The following is a 16,195-nucleotide window of genomic DNA, read 5'->3' on the forward strand; positions in this document are numbered from 1 at the left end:
CCTCATGCTGTGAGTGCTACTATCAGCGCCAGATTTATTCGTATTTATCTTAATTATACCGACGCGCGTCCTTTTCAGACCAGAAGCTTGTCGCGGTACTGATATACTTGGATGCGATACAGATTGATGAACACGTTCAATACATGAACAGTCCAGGAGAGTTTTAAATGGCTGCCCTTAATTCAAAAGTCAAAAAGGCCGTTATCCCGGTTGCGGGATTAGGAACCAGGATGTTACCGGCTACGAAAGCAATCCCGAAAGAGATGCTACCGTTGGTAGATAAGCCATTAATTCAGTACGTCGTAAACGAATGTATTGCTGCGGGCATCACTGAAATTGTACTTGTAACTCACTCGTCTAAAAATTCGATTGAAAACCACTTCGATACCAGCTTTGAACTTGAAGCTATGCTGGAAAAACGTGTAAAACGCCAGCTTCTGGAAGAAGTGCAATCTATTTGTCCGCCACATGTCACTATTATGCAGGTCCGTCAGGGACTGGCCAAAGGTCTGGGCCACGCGGTATTGTGCGCGCACCCGGTGGTTGGCGATGAGCCCGTTGCGGTTATCTTGCCGGACGTCATTCTTGACGAATACGAATCTGATTTATCACGCGACAACCTTGCCGAAATGATTCATCGTTTCGATGAAACAGGCAGCAGCCAGATTATGGTTGAGCCGGTAGAAGATGTTACCGCTTATGGTGTTGTTGATTGTAAAGGCGTTGAATTAGCGCCGGGCGAAAGCGTACCGATGGTTGGCGTTGTTGAAAAGCCGAAAGCGAATGTGGCGCCATCTAATCTGGCCATCGTGGGGCGTTACGTCCTTAGCGCGGATATCTGGCCTCTGCTGGCAAAAACGCCTCCGGGAGCCGGTGACGAAATTCAGCTGACTGATGCTATCGATATGCTGATTGAAAAAGAAACGGTTGAAGCTTATCACATGAAGGGCAAAAGCCATGACTGTGGTAATAAGCTGGGCTATATGCAGGCGTTCGTTGAATATGGTATTCGCCATAATACTCTCGGCGCTGAATTTAAAGCCTGGCTGGAAGATGAGATGGGTATTAAGAAGTAACCTGCTGGTATTATCAGGTCTGAACGGTGCTGTTAATCCAGCACCGTTTTTTTATACCTAAACTGGGTAGGGACTGTGCTAAGTACAGGTAAAAAAAATCCCGCCACTGGCGGGATTTTAAGCAAACTATTTCTGAATTATTCTTTGATTAAGAAATCGTCCAGTTGTTTACCTTGTTCTTCCATCGCTTTTTTGATCACTGCCGGTGTACGACCCTGACCAGTCCAGGTTTTAGTTTCACCGTTTTCGTCAACATAGCTATATTTCGCCGGACGTGCAGCGCGTTTAGCTTTGGTGCCAGATTTAACAGCAGCCATGCTATTCAGCAGTTCGTTCGGGTCAATGCCGTCAGCGATCAGCATTTCACGATATTGTTGCAGTTTACGAGTACGTTCTTCAACTTCAGCAGCTGCAGCGCTTTCTTCTTCACGGCGCTCGCTAACAACAACTTCTAATTTTTCCAGCATTTCTTCAAGCGTTTCCAGAGTACATTCTCTTGCCTGCGCACGAAGAGTACGGATGTTGTTCAGAATTTTAAGTGCTTCGCTCATTGTAGTAATCTCAAACTTATATTGGGGGTGGTTTGTTGAGCTAATAATAGAGCGATAAATTCAGTTGTGCAATAGCCAGGAATGTAAGGAATTCAAAATTGCGCTTTATTTAGTATCAGAATTAATTCATCTGTCTTAAATTCACCGCGACGTTGGGCATAAAAAAGGCTTATTGGTGAGGGGGCTTCTCAGCAGCTGAGAGTAAAAATTCAAGATTCAGGTCACATTTCATGGTGTACAAATAGTATCTCTTTGCAGTGATTTCAACCTTTTGTATTAGTTTTGCTTACATGAATTCGCTAATACATGGCGACAGTGGGTAGATTCAATAACAATAAGGGAAGGGTTTCTTTATTGCCGTAAGAAGATAAGCGGTATGGATAAACTTCATGAGCACTATTTGTGAAAGAGTGTGTATATACCCGTCCAGTTTCAGGCTACCTGGGCTATGGCTGGAGTGTACTCACGCTCCCATGTCACTTAAAGGATCGGTTATTTAGGCGACACTGAGCGAGTCTGTACGCCTATTTATACGCCTATGCAGGCAACGCTACACCGACACGTTCGTGAAATATGGTACAATCCTGCCCATATTTATTTCCCCGGGTGAGGGCCTACGGTCAATGGCACAGCTATATTTTTACTATTCTGCAATGAATGCCGGTAAGTCGACTGCATTGCTGCAATCTTCGTACAATTATCAGGAACGTGGGATGCGTGCCGTGGTATATACAGCGGAAATTGATGACCGCTTTGGTGCTGGAAAAGTAAGTTCACGTATAGGTCTGTCGTCACCTGCAAAATTGTTTAACCAAAATTCATCATTGTTCGAAGAGATTCGGGCTGAGAATGAGCAGCAAAGAATTCACTGTGTACTGGTTGATGAGTCGCAGTTTCTGACTCGACAGCAGGTTTATGAATTATCTGAAGTTGTCGATCAGCTGGATATTCCCGTGTTGTGCTACGGCTTGCGTACCGATTTTCGTGGTGAGTTATTTGGCGGCAGCGAATACCTGTTGGCGTGGTCAGATAAACTGGTTGAATTAAAAACCATTTGTTTCTGTGGGCGTAAGGCCAGCATGGTGTTGCGTCTTGATCAGGCAGGACGACCTTATAACGAGGGCGAACAGGTGGTGATTGGCGGGAACGAACGCTATGTATCGGTGTGCCGTAAGCATTATAAGCAAGCACAGTCTGAGGGCTCTCTGACGGCGATACAAGAACGACACAACCACGACTAACTCTACGCGCTTCTGGGCGCTTATTAGCACAGGGTAGGCTGAGACATTCGCTAATGTTCGCTACCCTGTCAGACACTCTCCTGACGCTATTCTCGCATCCTCCTAAGCATCCTTTTACAGGTCCATCCTTTACACGTCGCTGAATTGGTCATGTATCGATTCTGATAACGTAAGATGTAAAAAAAAACGGCCCCAAATTGGGACCGTTTATGGTGAGACTAAAACTTATCTGGTTGAATTAAGCGGATTTCTTCGCTTTCTTCTCAGCTTTCGGAGCAGCTACGGCTTCAGTCTTAACGGCGGTTTGATCTTCGCTGTATTCACGACCGTAGTAGGTATCCATCAGGATCTGTTTCAGTTCAGAAATCAGCGGGTAACGCGGGTTAGCACCAGTACACTGGTCATCAAACGCATCTTCAGACAGTTTGTCCACGTGTGCCAGGAAGTCAGCTTCCTGAACACCAGCTTCACGGATAGACTTAGGAATACCCAGTTCAGCTTTGATTTCGTCCAGCCAGCCCAGCAGTTTCTGGATTTTTGCAGCAGTACGGTCGCCCGGTGCGCTCAGACCCAGATGGTCTGCGATTTCAGCGTAGCGACGACGAGCCTGCGGACGGTCGTACTGGCTGAATGCAGTCTGTTTAGTCGGGTTGTCGTTCGCGTTATAACGAATAACGTTGCTGATCAGCAGGGCGTTCGCCAGACCGTGAGGAATGTGGAACTGAGAACCCAGCTTGTGCGCCATTGAGTGACATACACCCAGGAAGGCGTTAGCAAACGCAATACCGGCGATGGTTGCTGCACTGTGTACACGCTCACGCGCTACCGGGTTCTTAGAACCTTCATGGTAGGACGCTGGCAGGTTTTCTTTCAGCAGTTTCAGCGCTTGCAGAGCCTGACCGTCGGAGAACTCAGAAGCCAGCACGGATACGTAAGCTTCCAGGGCGTGAGTGACGGCATCCAGACCACCGAACGCACACAGGGACTTAGGCATATCCATCACCAGGTTGGCGTCAACAATCGCCATATCCGGAGTCAGCGCATAGTCTGCCAGCGGGTATTTCTGACCAGTTGCATCGTCAGTAACAACCGCAAACGGAGTAACTTCAGAACCAGTACCGGAAGTGGTGGTGACGGCAACCATCTTCGCTTTTACGCCCATTTTCGGGAACTTGTAGATACGTTTACGGATGTCCATAAAGCGCAATGCCAGTTCTTCGAAGTGGGTTTCTGGGTGTTCGTACATAACCCACATGATTTTCGCGGCGTCCATCGGGGAACCGCCACCCAGCGCGATGATCACGTCTGGTTTAAAGGAGTTAGCCAGCTCAGCACCTTTGCGTACAACGGTCAGAGTTGGGTCAGCTTCCACTTCAAAGAACACTTCGGTTTCAACGCCAGCAGCTTTCAGCACGGAGGTGATCTGGTCAGCATAGCCATTGTTAAACAGGAAGCGGTCGGTCACGATCAGCGCACGTTTGTGACCATCGGTAATCACTTCATCCAGTGCGATTGGCAGAGAGCCACGACGGAAGTAGATAGATTTCGGAAGTTTGTGCCACAACATGTTTTCAGCTCGCTTAGCAACGGTTTTCTTGTTGATCAGGTGCTTAGGACCAACGTTTTCAGAGATGGAGTTACCACCCCAGGAACCACAACCCAGAGTCAGGGAAGGCGCGAGTTTAAAGTTGTACAGGTCACCGATACCACCCTGAGAAGCTGGGGTGTTAATCAGGATACGTGCGGTTTTCATCATCTGACCGAAGTAAGCAACACGTTCTGGCTGGTTGTCCTGGTCGGTGTACAGGCAAGAGGTATGACCGATACCGCCCATCGCAACCAGTTTTTCAGCTTTAATAACGGCGTCTTCGAAGTCTTTCGCACGGTACATTGCCAGCGTCGGAGACAATTTTTCGTGAGCGAACGGTTCGCTTTCGTCAACAACTGTCACTTCACCGATCAGAATCTTAGTGGTTTCTGGTACGGAGAAGCCTGCCAGTTCAGCAATTTTGTATGCCGGCTGACCAACGATAGCCGCGTTCAGCGCGCCATTTTTCAGGATAACGTCCTGAACGGCTTTCAGCTCTTTGCCTTGCAGCATGTAGCCGCCGTGAGTCGCGAAACGCTCACGTACTGCGTCGTATACAGAGTCAACGACAACAACGGACTGTTCAGAAGCACAAATTACGCCGTTATCGAAGGTTTTAGACATCAGAACAGATGCAACAGCACGCTTGATATCAGCGGTTTCATCGATAACCACAGGGGTGTTACCTGCGCCTACACCGATTGCCGGTTTACCGGAGCTGTACGCTGCTTTAACCATGCCTGGACCACCGGTCGCAAGGATCAGGTTGATGTCCGGGTGGTGCATCAGTGCGTTTGACAGTTCTACGGAAGGTTGATCGATCCAGCCGATCAGATCTTTCGGTGCGCCAGCAGCAATTGCTGCCTGCAGAACGATATCAGCCGCTTTGTTCGTGGCATCTTTAGCACGCGGATGCGGAGAGAAGATGATGGCGTTACGCGTCTTCAGGCTGATCAGTGATTTGAAGATTGCAGTAGAAGTCGGGTTAGTGGTTGGAACGATACCGCAGATGATACCAATCGGTTCAGCAATGGTAATGGTACCGAAGGTGTGGTCTTCAGCCAGCACACCACAGGTTTTTTCGTCTTTATATGCGTTATAAATGTATTCGGAAGCAAAGTGGTTTTTAATCACTTTATCTTCGACGATGCCCATGCCAGATTCGGCAACGGCCATTTTCGCGAGAGGGATTCGAGCGTCTGCGGCAGCCAGAGCGGCGGCACGGAAGATTTTGTCAACCTGTTCTTGAGTGAAACTGGCATATTCACGCTGGGCTTTTTTTACGCGCTCTACAAGTGCGTTAAGTTCAGCGACATTAGTAACAGCCATAATGCTCTCCTGATAATGTTAAACTTTTTTAGTAAATCATCTGCTCGATACGAGAGTATAGACAGATCGACGAAAATTTGTGTAACGTTTTGAAAATCAAACGGTTAATTAACGTCCACTTTACCTTGATTTACTAAAAGAGCTTATACGCTAGCGCCACTTAATTCTAACGCGCTACCTCCAGGTGGCGTAAGCAAGATTACTCACTTCTGAGTAGTAATTGCGTGATCTGGATCAAAATTTCGCAAAGCTGACACCTTTCAGCAGGCCCTTTTAGCGTTTATCGGTAAGTGTTAATAAATTGATGGGGTGAATGCCATTAACATTAGCATATTTAATACATATTAATAACACTAAGTATTGGATGTGTATTTACGTAGATATACACAGATAGAAGGTGAAGTATGCTGACAAAAGGCGTATCTTCAGCGCGGATTTTATCAATTTTTATGACTCATTTTATCCGGCTAACGCTTCGGAGCTAACCGTGATCCAAACGCTATTTGATTTTCCTGTCTATTTTAAGTTTTTCATTGGGTTATTCGCATTGGTTAACCCGGTCGGGATCATCCCAGTCTTTATCAGTATGACCAGCTATCAAACGGCTGCTGCGCGAAATAAAACCAACCTTACGGCAAACCTGTCGGTTGCCATCATCCTGTGGACTTCGCTGTTCCTTGGTGACGGTATTCTGCAGCTCTTCGGTATCTCGATAGATTCGTTCAGGATTGCCGGCGGCATTCTGGTGGTGACTATCGCAATGTCCATGATTAGCGGAAAACTGGGCGAAGATAAGCAAAACAAACAGGAAAAATCAGAAACAGCAATCCGCGAAAGTATCGGCGTAGTGCCGCTGGCATTGCCGCTGATGGCGGGGCCGGGGGCGATAAGCTCAACTATTGTTTGGGGTACGCGCTATCACAGTGCGATTAACCTGTTTGGTTTTTTTGTGGCGATTGCGTTGTTTGCCCTGTGCTGTTGGGGACTTTTTCGCATGGCACCGTGGCTGGTACGGCTGCTGGGCCAAACCGGTATCAACGTCATTACGCGTATTATGGGGTTGTTGTTAATGGCCTTAGGGATCGAATTCATTGTGACTGGAATCAAGTCCATTTTCCCCGGTTTACTTGCCTGATATTCCTCTTCGGCATCAACGGAGCCTCTTTCGGCTCCGTTTCCATTCGTTATTAGTAAAACTTCTCACTAAAGTTGAAAATCAGCATAGAAATATAAAAATATCTGATGGTTATTCATTAATTTATTCATTGATTTTATGGATATAACACTCAATGGTCCACCAGAGGGATCCCGATGTCACTGTTATTTTATTAACATCATACTCTGGGGCTTGCTGAAGGATTATCGAAATGTTATTAGTTATTTCAGCGTTTTTTTTAGATGAATGTGCTAATTAATAACCAATTGTTAAATTTATGTGCATTTTGGCGTGGTGTTGACACAGGACTGGGGAGTTAACACTGCGCGTTATGCAATGTATTGATTTTCATCGTTTTATTGTCATGATCTTTCATTCGTAAGACTTTTTTAGTGAGATTTATTTCCAATAAAAGAGAATTGGTTAACAAATTTGTAAAATGTATTGGCGGTTAAGAAACGCATTTGATACTTTCCGGCCAGGTATTATGCAGAAGAATTCACGTTGATGAGAATCATTTTCAATTAGTTTCTCTCAACAGGGTAATAACGTGTTTCCGGCAGGGGAGGCACGTAGATAATCGACGCAAGGCGGTCATACGAATCGCCAGAAATAAATAAAGTCGGTGATAGCAAGCAGTAAAACAAGAAACTACCTGACGGCAGAAAATCTCCGGTGCCGTACAGGGATCCTGACAGGATTAACAGTCTGGTTAAAAAACCAGCCATAATAATGAGGGAGTACAAACACAATGACTAACATCACTAAAAAAAGTTTAGTAGCTGCGGGGATCCTAACTGCGCTAATCGCTGGGAATGTTGCTACGGCGGCAGTTGTGCCAGCAGGTGTGCAGCTTGCTGAAAAGCAGACTCTGGTGCGTAATAACGGTTCGGAAGTTCAGTCACTCGATCCACATAAAATCGAAGGTGTACCTGAATCCAATATCAACCGTGACCTGTTTGAAGGTTTATTAATCAGCGATGTCGATGGCAAACCATCGCCTGGCGTGGCTGAAAAGTGGGAAAATAAAGACTTTAAGGTGTGGACATTCCATCTGCGTAAGGACGCTAAGTGGTCTGACGGCACGCCTGTTACCGCGCAAGATTTCGTGTATAGCTGGCAACGCCTGGCTAATCCAAATACCGCGTCACCGTACGCCAGTTATTTACAGTACGGTCACATTGTCAATATTGACGATATTATCGCCGGCAAAAAGCCGATCACCGATCTCGGTGTCAAAGCTCTCGACGATCATACATTTGAAGTCACCCTGAGCGAGCCGGTTCCTTATTTCTACAAATTGCTTGTGCACTCATCCGTTTCTCCGGTTCCTAAAGCAGCGGTTGAAAAATACGGTGAGAAATGGACCCAGCCCGCTAACATCGTCACCAACGGCGCCTATAAGCTGAAAGACTGGGTGGTCAACGAGCGCATTGTACTTGAGCGTAACACCAACTACTGGGACAACGCCAAAACGGTTATTAACCAGGTTACCTACCTGCCAATTTCTTCTGAAGTGACTGACGTTAACCGCTATCGCAGCGGCGAAATCGACATGACCTATAACAACATGCCGATCGAGTTATTCCAGAAACTGAAAAAAGAGATCCCGAACGAAGTTCACGTTGACCCGTATCTGTGCACCTACTATTACGAAATCAACAACCAGAAAGCACCGTTCAACGATGTTCGTGTTCGTACCGCCCTGAAACTGGCGTTGGATCGTGACATTATCGTCAACAAAGTTAAAAACCAGGGGGACCTGCCGGCGTATAGCTTTACTCCTCCTTACACCGATGGCGCGAAACTGGTTGAACCAGAGTGGTTCAAATGGTCTCAGGAAAAACGTAATGAAGAAGCGAAAAAACTGCTGGCTGAAGCCGGGTATACCGCTGAAAAACCGTTGACCTTTGACCTGCTGTATAACACCTCAGATCTGCATAAAAAGCTGGCCATCGCTGCGGCATCTATCTGGAAGAAAAATCTGGGCGCCAACGTGAAGCTGGAAAACCAGGAATGGAAAACATTCCTCGATACGCGCCATCAGGGTAACTATGATGTTTCGCGTGCGGGCTGGTGTGCGGATTACAACGAACCAACATCCTTCCTGAATATGGTGCTGTCTGACAGCTCCAACAACACCGTCCACTATAAGAGCCCGGCGTTTGATAAGCTGATTGCGGATACGCTGAAAGTGACTGATGAAGCGCAGCGCAGCGAACTGTATTCGAAAGCGGAACAGCAGCTGGATAAAGATTCTGCGATTGTACCGGTTTATTACTATGTTAACGCCCGCCTGGTGAAACCATGGGTTGGCGGATACTCCGGTAAAGACCCGATGGATAATATCCACGTTAAAGACTTGTATATTATCAAGCATTAATGGCAAGACGTGGGGCAATCATTTTGCCCCACAGTGTCTTTTTCTTCGAACTATTAACACCGCTTTACCTGAACGTCGGGGTAGAAGAGGTGTAAAGGCACACGCCAGAAGGTACGGGCAATGTTAAAATTTATATTACGTCGCTGTCTGGAAGCGATTCCGACGCTGTTTATACTTATTACGATTTCATTCTTTATGATGCGCCTTGCGCCGGGAAGTCCATTCACCGGGGAACGCGCGTTACCGCCAGAGGTACTGGCTAATATCGAAGCGAAATATCATCTTAACGATCCTATCTCGACGCAGTACTTCAGCTACCTCAAGCAGCTGGCACATGGCGATTTTGGGCCATCTTTTAAATATAAAGACTATACGGTAAACGACCTCGTGGCCTCGAGCTTTCCGGTTTCTGCGAAGCTGGGAGCTGCGGCCTTTATTCTGGCGGTCCTCGTTGGCGTTAGCGCTGGGGTGATAGCCGCGCTGAAACAAAATACGCGTTGGGACTACACGGTGATGGGGGTGGCAATGACCGGAGTGGTTATCCCCAGTTTCGTGGTCGCTCCCTTATTGGTCATGATATTTGCCATAACCTTGAAATGGCTGCCCGGAGGCGGCTGGAACGGCGGGGCGTTGAAATTTATGATCCTGCCGATGGTGGCCTTGTCACTGGCATATATCGCCAGTATCGCCCGTATTACCCGCGGTTCGATGATTGAAGTGCTGCACTCTAACTTTATTCGTACCGCGCGCGCTAAAGGGTTGCCGATGCGGCGGATCATTTTCCGCCATGCGTTAAAACCTGCGCTGTTGCCCGTGCTGTCCTATATGGGACCAGCATTTGTCGGCATTATTACCGGTTCGATGGTTATTGAAACCATCTATGGTTTGCCGGGCATTGGCCAGCTGTTCGTCAATGGTGCGTTAAACCGCGACTATTCGCTGGTCCTGAGCCTCACCATACTGGTAGGGACGCTGACCATCGTGTTTAACGCGATTGTTGACGTGCTGTATGCCGTTATCGACCCGAAAATTCGTTACTGATACTGGAGCTCGCTATGATGTTAAGTAAGAAAAACAGCGAAGCGCTGGAAAATTTCAGTGAAAAGCTGGAGGTCGAGGGCCGCAGTCTGTGGCAGGACGCGCGTCGACGCTTTATGCATAACCGCGCGGCGGTAGCAAGCCTGGTAGTGCTGGTGATTATTGCGCTGTTTGTGACGCTGGCGCCGATGCTGTCGCAGTTTACCTACTTCGATACCGACTGGGGTATGATGTCCAGCGCGCCGGATACGGAATCTGGACACTATTTCGGCACCGACTCGTCAGGTCGAGACCTGCTGGTTCGTGTGGCGATTGGCGGTCGCATCTCGTTGATGGTCGGCATTGCCGCGGCCTTGGTCGCGGTAGTTGTCGGCACGCTATACGGTTCTCTGTCGGGCTACCTCGGCGGTAAAATCGACTCCGTGATGATGCGTCTGCTGGAAATCCTCAACTCCTTCCCGTTCATGTTCTTCGTGATTCTGCTGGTCACCTTCTTTGGGCAAAATATCCTGCTGATTTTTGTCGCTATCGGGATGGTATCCTGGCTGGATATGGCGCGTATCGTGCGTGGACAAACGCTGAGTCTCAAGCGCAAAGAGTTTATTGAAGCAGCGCAAGTGGGTGGGGTATCTACCGTGCGCATCGTTATCCGTCATATTGTGCCGAACGTGCTGGGCGTGGTGGTGGTGTACGCTTCGTTGCTGGTGCCCAGCATGATCCTGTTTGAATCCTTCCTGAGCTTTTTGGGATTAGGGACGCAGGAGCCGTTAAGTAGCTGGGGGGCGTTGCTGAGTGATGGTGCCAACTCGATGGAAGTCTCACCATGGCTGCTGCTCTTCCCGGCAGGCTTCCTGGTGGTCACTTTGTTCTGTTTTAACTTTATTGGCGATGGCCTGCGTGATGCCCTCGACCCGAAAGACCGTTAAGGAGTGCAGCCATGAGCGTAATTGAAACCTCAACCGCGCCGCTCGCGCAACAACAGGCTAACGCACTGCTGAACGTTAAAGATCTGCGCGTGACGTTTGCCACCCCCGACGGCGATGTGACTGCGGTAAACGATTTAAACTTTTCTCTGCGAGCTGGAGAAACGCTGGGTATTGTTGGGGAATCCGGTTCAGGGAAATCGCAAACGGCCTTTGCCCTGATGGGCCTGCTGGCGGCAAATGGCCGTATCGGAGGATCTGCAACTTTCAACGGACGTGAAATTCTGAATTTACCGGAACGTGAGTTGAACAAACTGCGCGCCGAGCAAATCTCGATGATTTTCCAGGACCCGATGACCTCTCTCAATCCGTACATGCGAGTCGGCGAGCAGTTGATGGAAGTTCTCATGCTGCATAAAGGCATGAGCAAAGCGGAAGCCTTTGAAGAATCTGTAAGAATGCTGGATGCGGTGAAAATGCCGGAAGCCCGTAAGCGTATGAAAATGTATCCGCATGAATTCTCCGGCGGGATGCGTCAGCGCGTAATGATCGCCATGGCGCTGTTGTGCAGGCCTAAATTACTGATAGCCGATGAGCCGACTACTGCGCTCGATGTTACGGTACAGGCGCAAATCATGACCCTGCTGAATGAACTGAAAAGCGAATTCAACACTGCGATTATCATGATCACCCACGATCTGGGAGTAGTTGCCGGTATTTGCGATAAAGTTTTGGTGATGTACGCCGGACGTACCATGGAATATGGCAGTGCGCGGGATGTCTTTTATAAGCCCGTTCATCCGTATTCGATTGGTTTGCTGAATGCCGTACCTCGTCTGGATGCCGAAGGGGAAGAGATGCTGACTATTCCGGGCAACCCGCCGAACCTGTTGCGTCTACCAAAAGGCTGTCCATTCCAGCCGCGTTGCCCGCATGCGATGGAAATCTGTAGCAGTGCTCCGCCACTGGAAGAGTTTAGTCCGGGCCGCCTGCGCGCCTGCTTTAAACCGGTGGAGGAACTGGTATGAATGCGGTCACCGAACAACGAAAAGTGCTCCTTGAAATTGCCGATCTTAAAGTCCATTTCGACATTAAAGACGGCAAGCAGTGGTTCTGGCAGCCGTCTAAAACCCTGAAAGCGGTTGATGGCGTGACTCTGCGACTGTATGAAGGTGAAACCCTGGGCGTGGTCGGCGAATCAGGCTGTGGAAAATCGACTTTTGCCCGTGCGATTATTGGCCTGGTGAAAGCCACCGATGGAAAAGTCGCCTGGCTGGGTAAAGATTTGCTGGGCATGAAACCCGATGAGTGGCGGGAAGTGCGTAGCGATATTCAGATGATTTTCCAGGATCCGCTGGCATCACTGAACCCGCGCATGACCATCGGTGAAATCATCGCCGAACCGCTGCGGACTTATCATCCGAACCTGTCTGGTCAGGAAGTCCGCGACCGTGTGAAGGCGATGATGATGAAGGTGGGGTTGCTGCCAAATCTGATTAACCGCTACCCGCATGAGTTTTCAGGCGGTCAGTGTCAGCGTATTGGTATTGCCCGGGCGCTGATCCTCGAGCCGAAGCTGATTATTTGCGATGAACCGGTTTCGGCGCTGGACGTATCCATTCAGGCCCAGGTGGTGAACCTGTTACAACAGCTCCAGCGTGAAATGGGATTATCGTTAATCTTCATTGCTCACGACCTGGCGGTGGTGAAACATATCTCCGATCGCGTGCTGGTCATGTATCTCGGACACGCGGTGGAATTAGGGACTTATGATGAGGTGTACCATAATCCGCTGCACCCTTATACCAAAGCGTTGATGTCTGCAGTGCCAATTCCCGACCCGGATCAGGAAAGGAACAAGGTTATCCAGTTGCTGGAAGGCGAATTACCGTCGCCGATTAACCCTCCTTCCGGCTGCGTGTTCCGTACGCGCTGCCCGATTGCCGGACCGGAATGCGCAAAAACCCGCCCGGTTCTCGAAGGAAGTTTCCGTCACGCAGTTTCCTGCCTGAAAGTAGACCCGCTATAATCCTGAGGGCTGACAAAGGTCAGCCCTTCTTTTTGGTGAGGTATATGTGTCAGGTTTAGTATCTTCTGTCCGCCGCGCGCTCTATCGCAAATTATTCGATTTAAACACCCGTTCAGGGCGTCGCTTTGAAGGTATGTGTGCGCTGTTCGCCTTGCTCAGCGTTATTGTTATCTTCATTGAGTCCGGCGTCGGGACGCAATACCATTTAACCTTCGAGGAATGGCGCATTTTTGTCTGGCTGGAGGTCTTTATTACTCTGGTCTTTACCCTCGAATATTTTCTTCGCTTATGCAGCTGGGCCAATCCCGCTAAATATGTGTTTAGCTTCTGGGGGATTATCGATCTGGCCACCATTCTACCGCTGTACGTGATGTGGCTATGGCCTGAAATAAGTCTGAGCTATGTCTTCGCCTGGCGAGCGATGCGTGTCCTGCGCGTCTTGCGTATTCTCAAGCTGCTGCGTTTTATGCCTTCTCTACGAGTGTTCTGGAATGCGTTAAAAAGCGCCCGTCATCAACTGATGTTGTTCTATTCCTTTATTGCCATTCTGATGGTTGTTTTCGGCGCGATGATGTATCTGATAGAAGGGCCCAAATATGGCTTTACTACGCTGAATGCGTCTGTGTATTGGGCAATTGTTACGGTCACCACCGTCGGCTACGGTGACATTACACCGCACACGCCGTTGGGACGCATGGTGGCGTCAGTGCTTATCCTGATTGGATACTCTGTGATTGCGATACCGACCGGATTGATAACCACACACATGAGCAGTGCGTTCCAACAGCGAGGATATCAGCGTAGATGCCCGCAGTGTCAGCAGGCGCAGCATGAACATAGTGCGCAGTTTTGTAACCGCTGCGGAAGTAAACTGCCGGGCTAAAAATGAAAAAAGCTGCGAGAGCAGCTTTTTTGTTTGTTACTCGCGCCAAAGAATATGGCAGAGTTTGTGATCTTTTTCGCGACATAATAAAACGCGCGCAAAAATATCGTTAATCTCGCCGTCTTCTGTATCTGCCAGACCAATCACCACTTCAGCAAAGAAGTCAGGGTTCAGGTCAAAATCAACATGCTCCTGCCAGTCTTCTGCCGGGTCGAATAACTCGGCACCACCGCGCTCTTCAAACTGTAAATTGAACAGAATGATGTCGGCTGGATCCAGGTTGTCCGCAGCCAGTTCAAGAAAAATATCGTAAGCCTGCTCAAGCGTTTCGTCTTCAGTCAGGCGATTGTTCAAATCCATATCCATAATGACTACCTGTTTACTGTCTGATGGGCACGTTTTACAGCAACGGACTAAAGAAGTAAAACAGTCGCTCAGCGATCCGCTGCCAGAGTGGTCGTTTTACCCACAAACGGGCATCAAGCAGACGAGAACGCGAAATATAATCATCCTGTACTGCCGCGAGATCGCCACCGAATCCGGCATCATCAATGACCAGCGTGATTTCAAAATTGAGCCACAGACTGCGCATATCCAGGTTAACGGTACCGACCAGGCTCAGCTCGCCATCGACCAGTACGCTCTTGGTGTGCAGTAAGCCACCTTCGAACTGATAGATTTTAACGCCAGCGGCCAGCAGCTCAGTGAAAAAGGCCCGGCTTGCCCAGCCAACCAGCAGGGAATCATTCTTGCGTGGAAGAATAATACTGACGTCAACCCCGCGCTGCGCCGCCGTACAGATCGCGTGCAGCAGATCGTCACTGGGAACGAAGTAGGGCGTGGTCATAATTAAATATTCACGCGCCGAATAAGCCGCGGTTAACAGCGCCTGATGAATCAAATCTTCAGGGAAACCAGGTCCCGAAGCGATTGTGTGAATGGTGTGGCCGCTGGCCTGCTCAAACGGCATGATATTGACGTCTGGCGGCGGGGGCAGAATGCGCTTGCCGGTCTCAATTTCCCAGTCGCAGGAATAGACGATGCCCATAGCGGTGGCTACCGGGCCTTCCATTCTCGCCATCAAATCCACCCATTGCCCGACGCCTGCATCTTGTTTGAAGAAACGGGGATCGACCATGTTCATGCTGCCGGTATAAGCAATATAGTTATCGATCATGATCATTTTGCGGTGCTGACGCAGGTCCATACGGCGTAAAAATACACGCATCAGGTTTACTTTCAGCGCTTCAACAACCTCGATACCCGCGTTACGCATCATCGCCGCCCATGGGCTGCGGAAGAACGCCACGCTACCCGCGGAATCCAGCATTAAGCGACAGTGAATTCCACGCCTTGCGGCAGCCATTAATGACTCGGCGACCTGATCGGCCATACCGCCTGGTTGCCAGATGTAGAACACCATCTCGATGTTGTGACGCGCCAGTTGAATATCACGGATCAATGCCTGCATCACGTCATCTGAACTGGTGAGCAACTGCAGTTGATTCCCTTTAACGCCAGCGATTCCCTGACGACGCTCGCACAGCTTAAATAAGGATGACGCGACGCTGCTGTTTTCCTGCGCAAAAATATGCTTACAGGCTTTAAGATCGTTCAGCCACTTGGCCGTTGACGGCCACATTGCCCGGGCGCGTTCGGCGCGACGTTTACCCAGGTGGAGCTCACCGAAGGACAGATAAGCAATGATCCCTACCAATGGCAGAATATAGATGATCAAAAGCCAGGCCATTGCGGAGGGCACTGCGCGTCGTTTCATTAGAATGCGTAATGTTACGCCAGCAATGAGTACCCAGTAACCCAGAATGACCAGCCAACTCACCACGGTGTAGAAGGTTGTCATAAATTTAAAAATCCTTTTGAAAGCGTATTGTTAAGAGTTTACGCATCAGGATTAATCTGGCAAATAAAAACACGGGAAAACCACTGGTCTGCATTCGGTGTGGCGTTATAATGGCCGCTCAGTGACTGAAAGAGTAG

At 48.9% G+C, this 16,195-nt stretch carries 13 protein-coding genes; 9 read left to right on the plus strand and 4 right to left on the minus strand.

Annotated elements, in window-relative coordinates; translation table 11 throughout:
• Nucleotides 1–167: 167 nt before the first annotated feature.
• Nucleotides 168–1,076 (plus strand): UTP--glucose-1-phosphate uridylyltransferase GalU, encoded by a 909-nt coding sequence (gene galU / locus HV350_RS11715; protein ID WP_181630527.1) that lies wholly within the window; start codon nucleotides 168–170, stop codon nucleotides 1,074–1,076.
• A 137-nt stretch (nucleotides 1,077–1,213) separates the two neighbouring features.
• Here the strand turns inward: galU and hns are convergent, their stop codons facing one another.
• Nucleotides 1,214–1,627, minus strand: coding sequence for a histone-like nucleoid-structuring protein H-NS (hns, locus tag HV350_RS11720; protein WP_003020723.1), 414 nt, complete (start codon nucleotides 1,625–1,627; stop codon nucleotides 1,214–1,216).
• Nucleotides 1,628–2,250: 623 nt separating this feature from the next.
• Here hns and tdk point away from each other — a divergent pair.
• Complete coding sequence (gene tdk / locus HV350_RS11725; protein ID WP_019076935.1) at nucleotides 2,251–2,868, plus strand: thymidine kinase; 618 nt, start codon at nucleotides 2,251–2,253, stop codon at nucleotides 2,866–2,868.
• A gap of 238 nt (nucleotides 2,869–3,106) precedes the next feature.
• Here tdk and adhE read toward each other — a convergent pair whose 3' ends face one another.
• Nucleotides 3,107–5,785 carry a bifunctional acetaldehyde-CoA/alcohol dehydrogenase gene (adhE, locus tag HV350_RS11730; RefSeq protein ID WP_016153272.1) on the minus strand — a complete coding sequence of 893 codons (2,679 nt, stop codon included), beginning with the start codon at nucleotides 5,783–5,785 and terminating at the stop codon, nucleotides 3,107–3,109.
• A 487-nt stretch (nucleotides 5,786–6,272) separates the two neighbouring features.
• On the opposite strand from adhE, the gene ychE reads away from it, so the two are divergent.
• The 7 genes from ychE to HV350_RS11765 all read left to right on the plus strand — a co-directional run bounded on the left by ychE (nucleotide 6,273) and on the right by HV350_RS11765 (nucleotide 14,197).
• On the plus strand, nucleotides 6,273–6,920 hold the full coding sequence (gene ychE, locus HV350_RS11735; RefSeq protein WP_003020714.1) for an NAAT family transporter YchE: 648 nt from the start codon (nucleotides 6,273–6,275) through the stop codon (nucleotides 6,918–6,920).
• Between the two features lie 772 nt (nucleotides 6,921–7,692).
• Nucleotides 7,693–9,324, plus strand: coding sequence for an oligopeptide ABC transporter substrate-binding protein OppA (gene oppA, locus HV350_RS11740; protein WP_016153271.1), 1,632 nt, complete (start codon nucleotides 7,693–7,695; stop codon nucleotides 9,322–9,324).
• Nucleotides 9,325–9,444: 120 nt separating this feature from the next.
• The gene (gene oppB, locus HV350_RS11745; RefSeq protein WP_003020708.1) at nucleotides 9,445–10,365 is read left to right on the plus strand and encodes an oligopeptide ABC transporter permease OppB; all 921 of its coding nucleotides are present in this window, start codon (nucleotides 9,445–9,447) and stop codon (nucleotides 10,363–10,365) included.
• Nucleotides 10,366–10,379: 14 nt separating this feature from the next.
• On the plus strand, nucleotides 10,380–11,288 hold the full coding sequence (gene oppC, locus HV350_RS11750) for an oligopeptide ABC transporter permease OppC (protein ID WP_003020701.1): 909 nt from the start codon (nucleotides 10,380–10,382) through the stop codon (nucleotides 11,286–11,288).
• An 11-nt stretch (nucleotides 11,289–11,299) separates the two neighbouring features.
• A complete protein-coding gene (gene oppD / locus HV350_RS11755) occupies nucleotides 11,300–12,313 on the plus strand; it encodes a murein tripeptide/oligopeptide ABC transporter ATP-binding protein OppD (RefSeq protein ID WP_003833364.1) in 1,014 nt (337 codons plus the stop codon).
• Complete coding sequence (gene oppF / locus HV350_RS11760; RefSeq protein ID WP_016156729.1) at nucleotides 12,310–13,314, plus strand: murein tripeptide/oligopeptide ABC transporter ATP-binding protein OppF; 1,005 nt, start codon at nucleotides 12,310–12,312, stop codon at nucleotides 13,312–13,314. The genes oppD and oppF overlap by 4 nt, the downstream gene beginning before the upstream one ends.
• 46 nt (nucleotides 13,315–13,360) lie before the next feature.
• Nucleotides 13,361–14,197, plus strand: a complete 837-nt coding sequence (locus HV350_RS11765) for an ion transporter (protein WP_016156728.1) — start codon at nucleotides 13,361–13,363, stop codon at nucleotides 14,195–14,197.
• A gap of 36 nt (nucleotides 14,198–14,233) precedes the next feature.
• Here HV350_RS11765 and HV350_RS11770 read toward each other — a convergent pair whose 3' ends face one another.
• Nucleotides 14,234–14,563, minus strand: a complete 330-nt coding sequence (locus HV350_RS11770) for an HI1450 family dsDNA-mimic protein (protein WP_003020691.1) — start codon at nucleotides 14,561–14,563, stop codon at nucleotides 14,234–14,236.
• Between the two features lie 34 nt (nucleotides 14,564–14,597).
• Nucleotides 14,598–16,058, minus strand: coding sequence for a cardiolipin synthase (gene cls / locus HV350_RS11775; protein WP_003020687.1), 1,461 nt, complete (start codon nucleotides 16,056–16,058; stop codon nucleotides 14,598–14,600).
• Between the last annotated feature and the right edge of the window lie 137 nt (nucleotides 16,059–16,195).

Origin of the sequence: Citrobacter sp. RHBSTW-01013, from assembly GCF_013781985.1 — a bacterium.
Classification (GTDB): domain Bacteria; phylum Pseudomonadota; class Gammaproteobacteria; order Enterobacterales; family Enterobacteriaceae; genus Citrobacter; species Citrobacter braakii.